The sequence below is a fragment of the Proteiniphilum sp. UBA5463 genome, from assembly GCF_002427225.1.
GTDB lineage: Bacteria > Bacteroidota > Bacteroidia > Bacteroidales > Dysgonomonadaceae > Proteiniphilum > Proteiniphilum propionicum.
Genome location: NZ_DIQL01000060.1, coordinates 20,257 through 38,102, shown reverse-complemented (window position 1 = coordinate 38,102; position 17,846 = coordinate 20,257). Strand labels below are relative to the sequence as shown.

Sequence of the window (17,846 nt, the reverse complement as noted above, 5' to 3'; positions counted from 1 at the left end):
AAAGGTGCTGAGTTGGGAACAATTGCATTGCTTTCAAATATTTCACGTGAAATAATCACCCTGCTTTTTGCACCGCTACTAGTGAAATACTTTGGCAAATTAGCTCCAATATCGGCAGGTGGTGCAACAACTATGGATACTACTTTGCCTATAATTGCCCGCTTCTCGGGACAAAGCTTTGTCATTGTTTCAATTTTTCATGGTTTTACAGTAGATTTAAGTGTACCCTTCCTAGTAGTCCTTTTCTGTTCAATATAAATATTTCAATTAATTATGAAACTCTCCAATTATATCTTATTTATTTTCATTATCGTCTCTTTTTTGTCAAAAGCCGATAATGTACCCTGGCAAAATCCACTTATCAATGAAATAAATCGCGAGCCAGCTCATGCACATTTTGTACCATACATAAATGAGGCAAATGCATTATTTCAACAATCACTGCATGCATCAAAGCGGTTTGAAATAAACAAAAAGGGAGAACGGAGAGTTTCATTAAATGGCATCTGGAAGTTCTTTTATTCAAAAAACAACGATACCGCACCGACAGATTTCTATAAACCCGAATATAACACAAAAGAATGGGATAATATAAAAGTTCCGGGAAGTTGGGAATTACAGGGATTTGACGCACCGATCTATACCGATGTCGATTATCCTTTCCCCGCAAATCCTCCATATGTACCGGAAGATTATAATCCCGTGGGTGCGTATGTTCGTGAATTTACTATACCCCAAGGATGGAAAGGAATGAATATATTTCTTGACTTCGAAGGAGTGGAATCTGCATTTTACTGCTGGGTAAACGGTGAACTGGCAGGTTATAGCGAAGATAGTCGTCTGCCTGCACGTTTCAATATAACAAAGCTTCTAAAAAAGGGCACCAACAAGCTCGCTATCAAAGTCTTCAGGTATAGTGATGGATCTTACCTCGAGGACCAGGACTATTGGAAATATAGTGGCATTGAGCGTGATGTATATTTGTATGCACGCCCATTAATTCGCGTAAAAGACTTCATATTGACTGCAGGATTGGTAAACAGATATAAAGATGGAGAGTTCAACCTGGATATCAAGTTAAATCAACCTAAAGCGGGAGCGACAGTAGAAGTAAAGGTGATGGATAAAGATAAAGTAATTTATCAACACACCAAGAGAATTAAATCTTCATCAGACACGACTCTGAATGCCCGAAATCTCTTTCCTGCCGTTCACCCCTGGAGTGCAGAAACACCTTATTTATACAAATTGGTTGTTAATACTTTTGATACCAATGGTGAGGCATTGGAATCATTTGTTCATCCGTTTGGCTTCAGATCTGTTGAGATGAAAAATGGCATGCAGTTAATAAATGGTGTATCTATTTTATTTAAAGGGGTCAACCGTCACGAACATGATAAAAACAACGGACGTTCAATCACCGTTGAAAGCATAATAGAAGATATTAGGCTGATGAAGCAATTCAATATCAATGCGGTAAGGACAAGTCATTATCCAAACCGCTATGAATGGTACTCTCTGTGTGATGAGTTTGGATTATACCTTATAGATGAAGCCAACATCGAAAGTCATGGTATGATGAACCACAAAGACAAAACCCTGGCAAACAATCCTGACTGGGAAATGCCGTTTATGCAACGTATGAGTCGAATGGTTCTTCGCGATCGAAATTTTACATCAATAGTTACCTGGTCACTTGGGAATGAATCGGGTTACGGCAAACATTTAGAAACAATTTATGACTGGACCAAAGCCACTGATCCATCCAGGCCTGTGCAATACGAAGGTGGGGGGTATGATTCAAAATCTGACATCTACTGCCCAATGTATGCCCGTATTTGGGCACTGCAACGACATGTAAACCAGCGCGACAGCCGGCCGTTGATATTGTGTGAATATGCACACGCCATGGGTAACAGCGTTGGAAATCTTAAGGACTACTGGGACCTGATCTATAAATACGACCAGCTGCAGGGCGGATTTATATGGGATTGGGTGGATGCTACTTTTGCCATTAAAGATGAGAAAGAAAATAGTATATGGGGCTACGGAGGAGATATGGGCTTTGTGGAAGTACCTAACGATTCAAACTTCTGCGCCAACGGCCTGGTTGCAGCAGACCGTTCACTGCATCCCCACATCCATGAAGTAAAGAAGGTGTATCAATATATTCATTTTGAACCTGTCCCTTTTACATCAGATAAAATAAAAATAACAAACAGACACGACTTTATAAATTTAGACAACTATGTGCTGAGATGGAATATTGAAGCTGATGGTATATGCATAGAAAACGGAGAGATGGAATTTCCTGATATCGCACCACGTTCTTTTGGACTGATATCTTTGCCGATTAAATCAACTCAGATTAATGGGAGAGAGTATTTTCTTAAATTAGAAGCCTATACAAAAGAGGCATCACTGCTTATTCCCAAAAATCACTTATCAGCAATGGAGCAGTGGGCAATGCCTATAATTAATACGGAGGTCCCTGTAAAGGAGGTAAAAGGAGTGCTTAACTCAGAGACTACAACAGATAATTTCATTTTAAACGGGTTAGATTTTCGTATTGTATTTTCTAAAAGTACAGGAGAGATGACAGAGTTGACTTATAATAATAAAAACATCATTAAGGAAGGACTCAGGCCTAACTTCTGGCGCCCTCTAACCGATAATGATGTGGCAAATGGACATTTAAACCGCTGCGCAACCTGGAGACATGCAGCCAGGGACATGCAGCTTAAAGAGATAAATTGTACTGTAGACAGAGACAAAAAGCTTGCAACAATAACAGTTAACTATAAAATGCCTGAACAGGAATCAACCTTTCAGACCACTTATCTGGTCCGTTCTGATGGAGCTGTCAAAGTGTTACTTCACTTTACACCAGGTAGCAAGGAATTACCGGAGATGCCACGTTTAGGAATGAGGATGATACTCAATTCTGAGTATGATATTATGACCTGGTTTGGGCGGGGCCCTCATGAGAACTATGCTGATCGTAAAACAAGTTCTTTGATAGGGCTTTACACAGCTTCAGTCTGGGATCAATTTCATCCTTATGTCAGGGCACAGGAGACAGCAAATAAAACAGATGTACGCTGGGTCGCTCTTCGCAATAATAATGGCGAGGGTGTGCTAATAAGAGGTACCGAGCCTCTGAACGTAAGCGCATGGAATTTTCCGCAAGAGGATATTGATTATGTTCCTTTTAATGTGGAACGGCGCCATGGGGGTAGCATTGAAAAGAAAGATATGGTTTGGTTGAATATCGACCACCGGTTGATGGGAGTAGGAGGCGACAATACCTGGGGAGCTCAGGTACATCCAGAATATACTATTACACCCAAAGAGTGGAAATATAGTTTCACGCTTCAGCCATTAAATGCAAAAGACGATGCAGTACAAGAGGCAAATAATAGTTGGTTTAAATAATAACATTCATCAAGCTACAATAATTCAGAGATATGTTCAATAATAACTTTCTATCTTTTCTTTTTCCAATTTTAATTGCTTGTTTTATAACTTGCAAACCTTGCTCTCACAGGGCTGAAGAGAGGAAAAGATATCAATTCGAAAATATTTTCGATATTGCCTATACCCCTGATTCACTGAAGAATGCTATTGGCTGGTTCACCGATGCCGGCTCCTGGATGGGCTTTACCATTCCCGAGGACAAAAAGTGGGTCAATGGTTTTTGTGGACCTTTCAGCCTCGATATGAATCGACGTCAGTGGCTCGCAAAATCAGCCGTTAAGGTCAGTTTTGCAGACTTTGAAAACGACGTGTTCACTCCAGATTCAACGAATTATTATCCCGGTGAAATCTATTTGTCGGCACTCTCAGCAAATGGCAGAATCAGTCAGACACTACATTTTATAGATGCATCAAATGCACTGTTGACCATTGTTACTGATAAAGACAGGACACTGGCGTTCAGTGGTGATGAGTGGAACGATGAGATGGAAATAGAAACAAACAAGAACTTTGTCGTGGCGCGTCATCACTCAGGCGAAATTGTTTTGCTCACTTTCGGACCAGATATCCTTATCAAAAAAAGTGAAAACAACTACAAGGCTGTCTGCAACGATGCTAACAAGGAAGCACAGGTTGTTATCTCATTTTTTACTTCCGATAAAGAGTTGGCTGTAGGGCTACAGAAGAGTTTGAAAATTTTGAACGATAAGCATATCTGTTTGCTTGAAAATGAGAAAAGATGGAACAGATATCTTACAAAGGTTCTTAGAACCGATATGAAACCGGAATATGATCGCATTGCTGTAAAATCGATTGTTACACTTATATCAAATTGGCGGACTCATCGTGGAGGTTTGTTGCATGAAGGAGTTGTACCAAGTCACGCAGTTGGTTACTTTGTCGGATTTTGGGCATGGGACTCATGGCGCTTTGCTGCAGCACTGGCTAAGTTCAATCCTGAGTTGGCCAGGAATAACATACGGGCTATGTTTGATTATCAACTACCGGATGGAATGATTATTGATTGTATCTATACCAATCCTTCTGAAAATAATGGAAGGAATAGCAAACCACCTCTTGCTTGCTGGGCTGTTGATGAAATTTTCACGAATACAAATGACACTGCTTTTGTCAGGGAGATGTTTCCGCAGCTTATGGCATATTATAACTGGTGGTACGTTAAACGCGACCATGATAATAACGGTATATGCGAATATGGTTCCTCAGACGGTACTCTGGAGGCTGCAGCATGGGAGAGCGGAATGGACAATGCCATCCGATTTGATGATACTGCAATGCTGAAAAATATTCCTTTCGATGATGCATGGAGTATGGATCAGGAAAGTGTAGATCTGAATGCATTCCTTGCTCTGGAATCAAAATTATTAAAGAAATTTGCAATTATTCTGGGTATTCCTTTCGAAGGAGAGATATGCTCAGATAATGTTGCAAACTATTTTTTCGACAAAAGGAATAAGTTTTTCTTTGATCGTCGCCTGCCCGATGGAGAATTCATTGAAGAGTATGGATGTGAGGCTTATGCGACTTTATGGACAAAAGTGGCAACTAAGGATCAGGTGGCTCAAATGCTGCCATTGCTGGAAGACTCAACTAAGTTCTCAACTTATATTCCATTTCCAACAGTTGCAGCCGATAATCCAAAATATAATTCTGAAGGATATTGGCGAGGGCCCGTATGGCTCGATCAGACCTACTTTGCTATTCGTGGTTTGCGTAATTACGGCTACAGCAAAAAGGCAGATGAATATACATTACAGGTATTCGACCGATTGGAGGGCCTAAAAGATAATGCTCCTATTCACGAAAACTATGGTACTAATAACGGTGAAAGATTAAAAGCCCCTCATTTCAGTTGGAGTGCCTCACACTTATTGATGCTGTATGACGACTATGGGAGGGTGCTGAATGAAAATTTTTTTTATCCTCATTTAACAGACTTTCTAAAAAAGGAATGATTGTTTTTTGAAAAACATAACCCATTACTGTGTCTGATTCAATACTTCGGTAATTTTTTTAAAACAGTTCTTATAATTTACTGAATATCAATCGAGTATGACGCTTTTTAAGGATGTGACATAAATTATTGACTGTCAGTATTATAAATGAAGTTTTAACGAAGCATTAATTGAAAAAGCCTCAAAATAAAAGATATGACGTAATAATCACCTGAAAATATAATATCATTTTTTCATAAAAGACTTTTTAAAGTGGACTCATTACTAAATTGTATCTAATGATTATCCGCATCTGTTCCTATTAAAAATTTTTGACTTGAAATAGAGGGTATAGTTTACAGCAGCTATCAATAGCCTATGCCCCCCCTTTGGCCTTTTTTTGACTCCAGCGGCCGCTTTTTAACAGTTTATCTAAGTCCTCAAGGGATATTACGGTGGAAAAGAACGCGTTGTCCAACTCACTGGACACTTCAAGCTTGTACTCATCGTCGCGTTTGCCCATAACGTCGCGCAATTTATTGTCAATTTTCCATATGCTCTGTAATGTATCGTTAATTATATTTATCAAAGCGTAAATTAATTCTTAATAGGTAGTATGTAAGAAAAATATCTTATATTTGTTACAAAACAAAATTTAAAAAGCTGATCAGTCAAATTAAATTTATCAGTAAATCAGAACAATTAAACAGTCGCCATCAAAGGAGGTGGATTTTGTAGAAAAACGGAGGCATTATCTTCAAACGTATTATAAAATGTAGTGGGATTTGTCCAATAACCGAGGTGTTGACTATTTTTATTCTCATTTGTCTTGCATTTTCTGATACTGAAAGGATTTCAAGGAAAGTAAACTACAAACTAATTACCCTTTAACACTACATGACTCTGCTGCTTTTATTCACATAATGTAAAGTTATGTATTACAGGTAAATCCATAAAGCACATTTCCATCTCCAAAGGAGTTGAATTTTTAAATTAGATGAGTCCCCTCCGATAAGTCTTTTTTGCTGAAAATCCCATAAAAAACACCATCGATTTTCAGCGAGTTGCGACCTCTTGAAATCGGGTTTTGGGGTTTTCGGAGCAGACTCAATTAGATTAAATACTAGAAACAATGAAAAAATTATTTTTATTAGAATTAGTGTTAGTAGGGATTTTATTTGCTTCATGCAATAATAATTTAGAAGAAATACAAATTCCCAATCAGGATGTAGAACAAGCAATTATCGGACTTGACAAGGGAATTCTCTCATTCGAAAATGAAACTGCTTTCCAGGAAGCTGTTGAAAAAGTACGTAACAATCAAATACCCTTGACATCCTTAACTCGTTCAGCCGACGGTAGTGGCTTCGAATCTTTGTATGCAGAATTTGTGCAGGCAATGAAAGAAGCCGAATCATATTATGATCGTATTGAAGGATATGAAGAATTTAAAGTGAAATTTCCTGATCTATATTATCCGGAACATGGCGATGACTACTCAGCATACTTGCCAGTTAGTGATGAAGCAATTGCTAAACTTACAAATAGAGAAGGAAAAGTTATTATAGCCGGAGAAGTGAGAGATATGCGTGATGTTTTTACGTATGAAAAATTGGTAGAGCTAAATCTAACTTTAAATGATGGTGATTTTGAAGTAGTATATTTAGATGAATTACCTCAAACTCGTAAAGCAGATTTTGAAGGTGCGATACCAATTCGGGTAACTCCAGGAGTAAGCTATGTAATGAATAAACGAAAGATAAAAGCAGTTACAGGCCGTAATCTGGGTTATAAAGATCAGTATTCTCCATTAACAGGGGAAGTTCACTTGGTTTTCAGAAAAAGAGGAGCACTGAATATTTGGTATAACCATTGGGCATTAACTCGAATTAGAATTTATGCTGGCATTTATAATACACTGTTGCATTCTGGCACCAAGGATGGATATTCTTCTCATAATCATCTATTCGAAGTTCCATATGGTTTTCTCTCTGTTGATCAGGTGAATCCTAACCTATGGCGTAAATGGATAATTACACAAGTCCATTTTACTTATGATGCCATGGATGGATATGTGTTCCTTGTAGATTTAGAACATTTTATGCTTCAAGGTTGGGCATAATGAATTCATATTACATAAATAACTCCTTTTGTACAAATAACTAATTTAAATTAGATGCATAATTTATCAATACAGGAAATGAATACAAAGAATTATTTAACAGTTTTATCAGTGTTATTATTGTTATTATCTAACTACCCTTCCGTTGTAAATGCACAGGGGAACAAAGACTTAAACCTACATTTGGAAACAGGTTATGGAATAAAGTTAGATAAAGGTGATTACAATTCATTTCAAATTTATCTCTCACCTTCATACGGTATTAACAATGTTGTTAATGCAGGAGTCGGTACCGGACTCGTTTTTATGCATAGAAATATATATCATGAAAAAGCGAGGAAGTTGACTTTTGTTCCCGTGTATTTACATGCTAACGTCTCGTTAAACAAACGGAACACTATTACTCCATACGCCGGAGTAAAACTGGGCTATGGAATTTCTTCTAAAAAGTTTAGCGGGCCCTCCGAACAGTCTTCTGCGTGGAATGGAGAGGACATCAATTCTGAAATAAAAGGCGGTGCATTCTTTTCTGTATCATTGGGTATTTTACACACATTGTCAAACAGACATGACTTGTCTTTTTCTCTTGCATATGATTTGCAACGTTCCCATTTGAAAATGGGAAGAGACAATCGAATTCACGAACAGACTTATAATTTGACAGCATTAGCTTTTAAAGTTGGGTACGTTTTTTAGTTCTTTATTTACAGGTTTGCTCCTTTTTTACTTCTACTAAACTTAGTGATGTTGGAGTAAATATTTGGATCAAAGTTTTAAAAAAAATATTTCTTTCTATTATAAGTTTGTCTGATTCTTTCTAATGTAATAAATCAGACAAATTTTTTAAATACCTCAACTAATAACTGTATGAAAAGTATAAATCATAGGGTAAGAATTTCGTTTTAAAACGAGTTTTCAACCTGTAAGAATTGTAGGAACCGAAGATACCAATACCATTTTCAATATTCGTGTACACTCTAAATGGTTCAAAAAAAGGCATATCCTCATTAACCAATGCTTTGTTGACTGAGATTAGATAGTGGTACAGTTCTACCGATATTTCTCCAATCTCTATGATATATTCTATACTCATATCATCATCCAATTCATCGCCGTTAACAGATGTAATAGAGCCTATTATGTCAGATAAGTGAAAATCAAAGAGAATATTTTCACCATCAATTAAGAGATCTGAAAAAAGGTTGGCTGATCTGTTTTTATCCAAATCATTCCCAATAATCTCATTAAAAATGTCCTCATCAATCACATTATTTTTCAATACACTACTGAGATCTAAAGAAATAGGCAATGATAACAAAAGTTTATCTTCCCAATAGTAATTTCGCGCCCCTTTAATGTAATAGTAATTTTCTTCGTTAAATATATCATTCAATTTTAATTGTAACTTTAAAGTTCTGTAGACTGTTTCATTGGCAACAACAGTTCGTGTAGAAACAGTTGAATCAGTCACAGTGATAATGGGTTTATGGGGGATAACGGTTTGGGAGAATATCCGGTTATAACCATCTACTATCACTTCGACTTTAATTTCATCTTTTGGTACTGGGGAATATTCACCCATATAAATACCATCAGACTGGTGGATAAGTTTCTCTTTCATTTCACCATTTACGAAAAGAGTGACATCAGCATCCCTGACAGTGGGGAACGGTTTAAATTCCCCTAGAACGAATTGGCTTTGGGTAAGTTGAATAGAAACTATGGAGTCTGGAGTAAGTGTAGCATTCAGCACCAGCAATGGGTCTGATATGGTTCCTTTGAAATCGATATCCTTTTCGCAGGACATTAAAAATATTGTTACGATGAACAATGGATATATTTTTCGTTTCATTTCATTTAAAATTTAATGGAATAACTTACTGAAGGAATAATGGGAAAAAGAGTAGACTGCCTCAGGAGGTTTATTGTTTTCTGTTCTCCTGTTTCCGGATTTACGGTAGTTTCATCCCAAACATACACATAGAACGGGTTCATTCGGCTGTACGCATTGAAAATACTGATATTCCAGGTGCGCAGGTTCCCACGTTTGGTCTTTTTGTGAAAATTCACGCCAAGATCAAGCCGGTGGTAGTTGCCGTAACGAAAATTGTTTCGTCCTTCAACATGGGGAATCGACTCTGTATAATAACTGTAATTCAGATAAGTTGGGAAACTAGCCGGAGACTCAGCAGGCGCATACCGATGAAGGGCAAAAGTAGCAGCGTTCCCGGTAGCAAATACCCATGAAGCGGATACGTCTATTTTCTCAGAGAGCCTGTGAGAGACGGTAAGACTCACGTCGTGCCTGCGGTCATATTTGGAAGGAAACATTTTTCCGTTATTGACGATATTACCGGACTTATTGAATATCCTGTTGGATTTAGACCAAGTATAACCCAACCATCCGGTTGTATTGCCGAATGATCGCTGGGCAAGGAATTCAATGCCATAGGCAAAGCCTCGCCCCATACTCACCTTCTTTTCCCACTCAGTAGACACACCCGTAAATGAAGCTCCGTCTTTGTATTCAAGCAGGTTATCCATCGTCTTGTAGTAGCCTTCAACGGAAAAGTCTGCTATATTATCGATCGAATAGAAAACTCCAGCAGCATACTGCCAGGACTTCATCGGTTGGATGCTGCCGGTACTTGGAACCCATAAATCTGTCGGCAGGTTGATCGCATTGCTCGACAGCATATGAATATACTGGCTCATGGAGGCGAAACCCGCTTTTACCGAAAAATTATCTTTGAGCAGTAAGCTCAATCCGATACGGGGCTGTAACGAAGTATAGTGTTTGTTTTGGACATGGAACATTGAAAAATGCATTCCAAGGTTGGCCTTAAGTCGTTTTCCAATGGATACATTGTCTTCAATGTATACACTGGCATCGTGTGCGTATACTTTCGGGCTGCCCATGATCGTATCGATATTTTGATCGAATTGTTGAGAATCGGCGATTTTTATCGATTTTACATCAGGACTGAATATATGATACACATAGCCAACCCCAAATTTTACATCGTTATACACATTTGATGTGAAATCGAAATCCGCTTTCAACGTCCAGTCCTGTATGCCAGAACTATAATTCATTCGTGATTCGTCTGATGTTTGTCTATGTTCCTGTTCGGTAAAATCTGAGGTCAATCTTTCATAGACGTTACTTAAATTAGAACGATAACGTGTAAATGTAGCGGTTGTATTCAAAAATAATTTATTATTTAAGATACGGCTCCAACGGAGTGCGGCAATAGCATTACCCCAATTCCAGTCCAGTCTGGAGTAATCCTTTGTCATAAAATTATTTCCATATGTGCGACCATCATCCATTTTATTATATATGGCATCATCACCGATATAGGCGCTTAAATACAGTTTATCCTTATCCGATATTTTATGCGTTAATTTAGTGTTTACATCATAAAAGTAATATCCTGCATTCGCACCATCATCACCTAGTTCTTTAATGAGAGGCTTCGCAATAATATCCAGATAGGTACGTCGTAACGACATGTTTAATGTCGTCTTTTCCTGGATGATAGGGCCTTCCAGTTGAATTTTTGAAGCGATCAGCCCAATGCTTGCTGTTCCATGTATCTTCCTGTCGTCGCCATCCTTCATACGCACATCTACCACCGAAGAGAGGCGGCCGCCAAACCGTGCCGGGAAACTACCCTTATACAGGGTTAAATTCTTGATAGCATCACTATTGAACACTGAAAAGAAACCGAACATATGATTCACATTATATATCGGGACACCATCCAGCAAAAGGAGGTTTTCGTCCGGTCCACCTCCGCGTACATACAATCCGGCTGAGCCTTCTGTCCCTGACTGTATTCCGGGCAATAGTTGCAACGCCTTGATAAGGTCATTCTCACCGAATAAGGTAGGAACATTTTTTATCTGGTTGACAGGAATTTCAATAGCACTCATTTGTGAACTCTTGACTCCCATTCTCGAGAAATCACCGGTAACTGTAACCTCCTGCAAAACAGCATCTTGGAAGAGGCGAATGTTCAACGCCGTATCGGACTGCAAATAAAACGTTTGTTCCGATGTACTATAGCCTACATAAGAATACTTGAGCGATATTTGCCCTGCGGGAATCGTTAGCGAATAGTAACCGAAATTATTCGTTACCGTTCCTTTGGACGAACCGATTTCGAAAATGGATGAAGAAATCAGCGACTCCCCGTTTTCTCCGTCTGTAACATAGCCGCTGATCGTATAATGTTGTGCAGTAAGTTGAAATGATACAATAAAAAACAGCAGCATCAAAAAAGGGAATGTTTGCATTCTCATATAACACGGAAGAATTTGATGTTTACAGTTATTTTTCATAATATGATTATCCGCATCTGTTCCTATTAAAAATTTTTGACTTGAAATAGAGGGTATAGTTTACAGCAGCTATCAATAGCCTATGCCCCCCTTTGGCCTTTTTTGACTCCAGCGGCCGCTTTTTAACAGTTTATCTCAGTCCTCAAGGGATATTACGGTGGAAAAGAACGCGTTGTCCAACTCACTGGACACTTCAAGCTTGTACTCATCGTCGCGTTTGCCCATAACGTCGCGCAATTTATTGTCCATTTTCCATATGGATTGATATCGCTTGTATCCTTCCCATTTGGCCCCTTAGTTCTTTGAGTTTTTTTCTACAGGCTTCCACATCGGGGTAATTTATATCAAAATCCAGGGTATTTAGTGTTTTTGTTGACTTATTTCTGCCCTATACCACTGTAAATAAATCCGAAGGAAGAGAGCTCCTCTCTGTTGTAGATGTTTCTACCGTCTATCACGACATGGTTGTTCATGATTTTCTTCAGTATATCCCAGTTGGGCATGCGAAACTCTTTCCATTCGGTGGGCACAATCAGCGCATCTGTTCCGTTGGCAGCATCGTATATATCCGTGGCGTAATAGACCGATTCGTTAAGATATTGACGTGCCTCCTGCATAGCAGCAGGGTCGTAGGCACGTACAAACACACCTGCATCAATCAGGCTCCTTATGAGTGTGAGCGATGGAGCATCGCGCATATCATCGGTTTCGGGTTTGAATGATAATCCCCATACTGCAACAGTTTTCCCCTTCATATCGCCATTGTAGTGAAGTCTGAACTTCTCAAACAGAATATTTTTTTGCCTGTTATTCACCGCTTCTACGGCTTTCAGTACACCCATTTCATATCCCGCATCTTCTGCCACCTTGATGATTGCGCGTATATCCTTGGGAAAACAACTTCCCCCGTAACCACAGCCGGGATAAAGAAAGCTTCTGCCTATGCGGGAATCGCTTCCCATACCGCGGCGCACCATGTTCACATCGGCCCCTACCCGTTCACACAGGTTCGCAATATCATTCATAAAGCTGATTCGTGTTGCGAGCATTGCGTTGGAAGCATATTTGGTCATCTCCGACGAGAGAATATCCATAAAGATAACACGGAAGTTGTTCAACAGGAAAGGTCGATACAGCCTGGTCATCAACTCCTTCGCCTCTTCGCTCTCAACGCCCACGATAACCCTGTCGGGGCTCATAAAATCGTTCACAGCAGCGCCCTCTTTCAGAAATTCGGGATTGGAGGCCACATGAAACTTCAAATCCTTCAGCCCGCGTTCATCAAGCCGCTTCCTCACCAGATCGCTTACACGATGAGAAGTTCCTACGGGAACAGTACTTTTGGTGACAATCAGCAACGGTTTAACCATATTATCAGCAATGGTGTTTGCTACAGTCATCACATATGAAAGGTCGGCATTCCCGTCTTCATCTGAGGGAGTACCTACGGCAATAAAAACAATCTGCATATCGTTCAGCACCGAAGGAAGATCGGTAGTGAAATGAAGTCGCTCGGCCTCGTAATTTCGTATTACAATACTTCTCAATCCTGGCTCGTAGATGGGTATAGATCCCTTTTTAAGCCCTTCAATCTTTGCACTGTCAATATCTACACAAGTAACATCAACACCCATCTCTGCAAAACAAGCTCCAGAGACCAGCCCCACATAACCTGTTCCTACAATGGCTATCTTCATATAAATGATTTTTTTAATTTGAATTTGAATTGAGTTTATCTTTCAAGCTGTTTACCGGATAAAGCACTGTCAGCAATCCTATAGCACCTACAACAGTAAAAACAACCAATATATCGGCAGGTTGTACAATCACAGGATAGGCATCTATAATGTAAGCACCGGGTATATCACTCAGTCGCAGCAGGCCGAAGTGCTGTTGCAACAGGCATAAAATCAAACCTGTCACAATACCTGCAACAATCCCGATAAAAGTAATGAGCCACCCTTCATACAAAAAGATGCGGGAAATCATCCTGTCGGAGGCCCCCATATTCCTGAGGCTTCTGATATCTTCGAGTTTCTCTACGATAAGCATAGACAAAGAGCCTACCACGTTAAACACAGCTATGAGCAAGATAAATGCCAGAATAAGGAATGTTACCCATTTCTCTATTTGCAGCATTCTGTACGACTCTTTCTGTTGCTCAAATCGATCCTCAACAAGAAAGTCATCTCCCAGTATATGTTCTATCTCCCGCTTTATTCTTTTCACCTGGGTGTTGGGAAGAAGATTCACTTCGAGTGATGTCACCTCGTTTTCGTAGTCGAAAAGGGTTCGTGCAAGCTCAATAGGAATGATGGCCATCTGTTCATCATATTCCGGTGAGTTAAGGCTGAAAACGCCGCCTATCTGCGCATACCCGGAGGTGAATGCTGCAGTAGGATTTGCCAGATTCACCCTTACATTGCGCTTTGGAGAATAGATCTCTATGGGGTTGATAAAACCAGGGCGGGCACCTAACGTCACAGCCAGCCCAGCTCCCAATGTAGCGTAATCCACCACATCCTCACGAAGCTTAAATGAGCCGTCCACTATGAGTTTCTCCATGCCGGCCATCAGTTTAAAGTCTTCCGAAACCCCTTTCACAAGTACGGGCACTTGCCGCCCTTCGAAAACAAAAAGCGCATTCTCTTCCAGAGACTCTGATACTGTCCTCACCCCTTTTATTTCAAGGGCTTTACTAAACTTAGTTGTATGCCAGTCAAAAACCTTTCCCTCCTTTACAGTGATCTTCAGATCGGGATCAAATGCGTTGAACATACCCTCCACTATTCCTCCAAAACCGTTGAAAACCGAGAGCACACATACCATAGCCATAGTGGCTATGGCAATACCGCACACCGATATAAAGGAAATAACGTTGATGGCGTTATGCGACTTCTTGGAAAAGAGATACCTGCGTGCTATGTAAAATGATATGTTCAACGGAGATAGTTTTTTTACAGGTCTTTCAACAATCTATCGATATTCTCTATATAATCGAGTGAATCGTCCACATGAAACATCAGTTCAGGAATGACCCGAAGCTGATTTCTCAAACGCTTACCTAATTCATAGCGGACAGATTTCACATTATCGCCGATATTTGTAACCAGTTCCTTAGCCCTTTCTGACGGGAAAACACTTAAATAGATATGTGCTAGCCCCAAATCGGGCGATACGCGAACGGTTGTCACCGAGATCAATACGCCGTTCATCTTCCTGGTTTCGACTAAAAATATTTCACTGAGTTCTTTCTGTATAAGTCGATTTACCTTCTGTTGTCTGTTTGAGTCCATATTCTTCTATTTTTTTCTTATGAGTGTTAGCCCGTCGCGGACAGGCAAAATCACTTTCTCTACTCTATGGTCTGATGAAAGCCTTTCATTAAAGTTCAAAACACCTTTGGTCGACCAATCGTTGCTTTTCACTTTTTCCACCACTTTACCGTACCATAGCGTGTTATCAGCAAGGATAAAACCACCCTTTCTGATTTTTGGAACAATTGCCTCAAAATAGTCCCAATATAGTTTCTTATCAGCATCAATAAAAGCCATATCGAAGCTTTCATCTTCGAAGCCGGGAATTATCACCATGGCATCGCCAATGTAGAGCTTTATCTTGTGACCGTGCTCTGAAAGTGCAAAATTCTGACGGATATAGTCCTCCAGTTCGTCATCTATTTCGATGGTATGCAGTTCACCTATCTCACCAAGCCCCTCGGCAAAGCACAATGCCGAGTACCCGACAAAGGTCCCGATTTCGAGGATCCGCTGCGGCTGGATCATCTGAGTAATCATTTTCAATAGCCTCCCCTGCAAATGCCCGGCGTTCATATTCGTCTGCAGCATCTTCACATGCGTGTCGCGGTCGATATTTTTAAGCAGGTCAGGTTCTGCATCTATATGGGATAGAATATATTCCTCTAACTTGTTATTCATTGTAACCCTTTGTCTTTATGTTGACGTTCATTGCACAATAGAACCATCACATTGTATAGTCAGGCAAAATATATTTCTCTTTCGCTTCCAGAATTTTCCAAGCCTCGCTTATCTCAAGATATGTTGTACCGCCTGTTTCGCCGAAACTACCTCCCAGGTAAGCAACCCGGTCTTTTGATTCTATCATTTTCTTATCTATCAGCTTACGGATAGCATCAGTAAAATAGGCTCTACGGCTCTCTTTGGTATTACCGTCTCCTTTACCCTGCTGGTACTCTGCCCAAATGCCATATGACAGTGCCAGCTCACGTGCAAGCCTTTTACTTGTGGCAATGGCATAGATGGGACTTCTTCCACGGAAGGCGGCCAGCACTCTGGCTGTTCTGCCGGTATGGCTGTCAGTTACAATAGCTTTAACATTAAGCCGAGCTGAAGATTTCACTGCCTGTTTTGCCAGGAATTCAGTCACTTCACGGTCGTCATCAGTATTGTATGGGACACGTATATCGTTTTCCTCCAGTTTTGTCAACTCCGCTTCATATGCCGTTTTCGCCATAGTACTGACAGCTTCAACAGGATATTTCCCGTAAGCGGTCTCTCCGCTGAGCATCACGGCATCGGTACGATAGTATATGGCGTTTGCTATATCTGTTATCTCGGCACGTGTGGGACGCGGGTGATCAATCATAGAGTGCAACATCTGCGTTGCTACTATCACCGGCTTCTTGTGGTGAATAGCTTGTCTGATAAGTACACGCTGAATGCCTGGAATCTTCTCCTGTGCCACCTCTATACCCAGATCGCCGCGAGCCACCATGATACCATAGGCAACCTCCAATATCTCGTCGGCGTTATCCACACCCTCCTGATTCTCTATCTTGGCTATGATCTTGATAGGGCTCTTCAGCTCATCAAGTATATCCTGCACTGCCAGCACATCCTCCCTGTTTCTGACAAAAGAGTGTGCAATAAAGTCCACCTCGTGCTTCTCTGCCAGTGCAATAAATTTCCTGTCCCTATCAGTAATGGCCGGCAGGTTAATTCTCACACCCGGGATATTTACGCTTTTACGGCTGCCGATGATACCGTCATTCATCACTCGACAGAGGAGATGATCGGTTTTCACCTCAAGAACTTGAAGGTCTATTTCACCGTCATCAATCAGTATATCATCGCCCTCCCGCATTTCTCCGGCTATATTATTATATGTTATACAGATAGAATCGTTAGTAGATACACCGGCGGAATTTCCAACTATTTTTATTTTATCGCCAGTTTTTAGTTTGATTGGATTTTCAGCCACCGTAGTCCTTATCTCAGGCCCTTTTGTGTCGACCAATATAGCAATCCGCTCAGATACTTCCCTTACGTTTCGGATAATCTTTAAAAAACCATCTTCGTCAAGATGAGCCGAGTTAAGCCGAACCACATTCATTCCGGCTTTGAATAGTTGTTCCAGGAAAGCCACATCGCACCTTTTATCGGATATGGTAGCTATAATTTTAGTATGTTTATGCATATTTTTGGCCGTAAGCTTAGTATGTATTATTTAACGTTTATATCTATTTATTGTTTGCCAAAATAATTGCATCAACAGCCAACCGGTAAGAATCGGTTCCAAATCCGGCAATCACCCCTAAACAAACGGGCGAAAGCATTGAATGGTGGCGGAACTCCTCCCGTGCATAAACATTGGAGATATGCACTTCAACCACCGGCGCAACAACCGATTTTATAGCATCACGTATTGCCACCGATGTGTGTGTATAGCCTCCTGCATTAAGAATAATACCTTGGCAAACAAAGCCTGCCTCATGTATCTTATCGATAATTTCGCCTTCGATATTCGACTGGAAATAGTCAATTTCTATCTCAGGATACTCTTCTTCCAGTTCGCTGAGGAAGTCGTCAAACGTTTTGTTGCCATATATACCGGGTTCACGGGACCCAAGCAGATTGAGATTTGGCCCGTTAATGATTTGAATCTTCATACGATCACTATGTTTT

The 17,846-nt window shown here is 40.2% G+C and carries 13 protein-coding genes and 2 pseudogenes; 5 read left to right on the top strand and 10 right to left on the bottom strand.

Going from position 1 to position 17,846, the window contains the following annotated elements; all coding sequences use genetic code 11:
- The 3 genes from B3B27_RS11180 to B3B27_RS11170 form a co-directional block, all read left to right on the top strand.
- Positions 1 to 258 (top strand): lysine exporter LysO family protein (locus B3B27_RS11180; protein WP_286847453.1); only part of this gene is annotated, 258 nt, incomplete at its 5' end.
- Positions 259 to 273: 15 nt separating this feature from the next.
- Positions 274 to 3,435, top strand: coding sequence for a glycoside hydrolase family 2 TIM barrel-domain containing protein (locus B3B27_RS11175; RefSeq protein ID WP_286847451.1), 3,162 nt, complete (start codon positions 274 to 276; stop codon positions 3,433 to 3,435).
- 32 nt (positions 3,436 to 3,467) lie between these two features.
- Positions 3,468 to 5,453, top strand: coding sequence for an MGH1-like glycoside hydrolase domain-containing protein (locus tag B3B27_RS11170; RefSeq protein ID WP_286847450.1), 1,986 nt, complete (start codon positions 3,468 to 3,470; stop codon positions 5,451 to 5,453).
- A gap of 367 nt (positions 5,454 to 5,820) precedes the next feature.
- Here B3B27_RS11170 and B3B27_RS11165 read toward each other — a convergent pair.
- A pseudogene (locus B3B27_RS11165) lies at positions 5,821 to 5,994 on the bottom strand (IS1595 family transposase); the annotation flags it as partial.
- A gap of 570 nt (positions 5,995 to 6,564) precedes the next feature.
- Between B3B27_RS11165 and B3B27_RS11160 the strand changes: the two are divergent.
- Both B3B27_RS11160 and B3B27_RS11155 read left to right on the top strand, forming a co-directional pair.
- Entirely contained in the window at positions 6,565 to 7,554 is a 990-nt protein-coding gene (locus tag B3B27_RS11160) for a hypothetical protein (RefSeq protein WP_238867710.1), read from the top strand.
- Between the two features lie 78 nt (positions 7,555 to 7,632).
- Positions 7,633 to 8,250, top strand: coding sequence for an outer membrane beta-barrel protein (locus B3B27_RS11155; protein WP_238867711.1), 618 nt, complete (start codon positions 7,633 to 7,635; stop codon positions 8,248 to 8,250).
- A gap of 160 nt (positions 8,251 to 8,410) precedes the next feature.
- On the opposite strand, the gene B3B27_RS11150 is transcribed toward B3B27_RS11155, so the two are convergent.
- From B3B27_RS11150 to aroQ, 9 genes and pseudogenes are all read right to left on the bottom strand, one after another.
- Positions 8,411 to 9,361, bottom strand: coding sequence for a DUF4249 domain-containing protein (locus B3B27_RS11150; RefSeq protein ID WP_286847448.1), 951 nt, complete (start codon positions 9,359 to 9,361; stop codon positions 8,411 to 8,413).
- A gap of 50 nt (positions 9,362 to 9,411) precedes the next feature.
- Positions 9,412 to 11,862 (bottom strand): TonB-dependent receptor, encoded by a 2,451-nt coding sequence (locus B3B27_RS11145; protein ID WP_238867713.1) that lies wholly within the window; start codon positions 11,860 to 11,862, stop codon positions 9,412 to 9,414.
- A gap of 195 nt (positions 11,863 to 12,057) precedes the next feature.
- Positions 12,058 to 12,229: pseudogene (locus B3B27_RS11140) on the bottom strand (IS1595 family transposase); the annotation flags it as partial.
- Between the two features lie 49 nt (positions 12,230 to 12,278).
- Positions 12,279 to 13,598: a UDP-glucose dehydrogenase family protein gene (locus B3B27_RS11135; RefSeq protein WP_238867714.1), complete on the bottom strand. Its 1,320-nt coding sequence runs from the start codon at positions 13,596 to 13,598 to the stop codon at positions 12,279 to 12,281.
- 13 nt (positions 13,599 to 13,611) lie between these two features.
- Entirely contained in the window at positions 13,612 to 14,844 is a 1,233-nt protein-coding gene (locus B3B27_RS11130) for an FtsX-like permease family protein (protein WP_238867715.1), read from the bottom strand.
- A gap of 14 nt (positions 14,845 to 14,858) precedes the next feature.
- Positions 14,859 to 15,197: a 30S ribosome-binding factor RbfA gene (gene rbfA / locus B3B27_RS11125; protein WP_238867716.1), complete on the bottom strand. Its 339-nt coding sequence runs from the start codon at positions 15,195 to 15,197 to the stop codon at positions 14,859 to 14,861.
- A gap of 6 nt (positions 15,198 to 15,203) precedes the next feature.
- On the bottom strand, positions 15,204 to 15,839 hold the full coding sequence (locus B3B27_RS11120; protein WP_286834492.1) for an O-methyltransferase: 636 nt from the start codon (positions 15,837 to 15,839) through the stop codon (positions 15,204 to 15,206).
- 46 nt (positions 15,840 to 15,885) lie between these two features.
- Positions 15,886 to 17,358 (bottom strand): pyruvate kinase, encoded by a 1,473-nt coding sequence (gene pyk, locus B3B27_RS11115; RefSeq protein WP_238867718.1) that lies wholly within the window; start codon positions 17,356 to 17,358, stop codon positions 15,886 to 15,888.
- A 43-nt stretch (positions 17,359 to 17,401) separates the two neighbouring features.
- Positions 17,402 to 17,830 carry a type II 3-dehydroquinate dehydratase gene (gene aroQ / locus B3B27_RS11110; protein WP_286847447.1) on the bottom strand — a complete coding sequence of 143 codons (429 nt, stop codon included), beginning with the start codon at positions 17,828 to 17,830 and terminating at the stop codon, positions 17,402 to 17,404.
- Between the last annotated feature and the right edge of the window lie 16 nt (positions 17,831 to 17,846).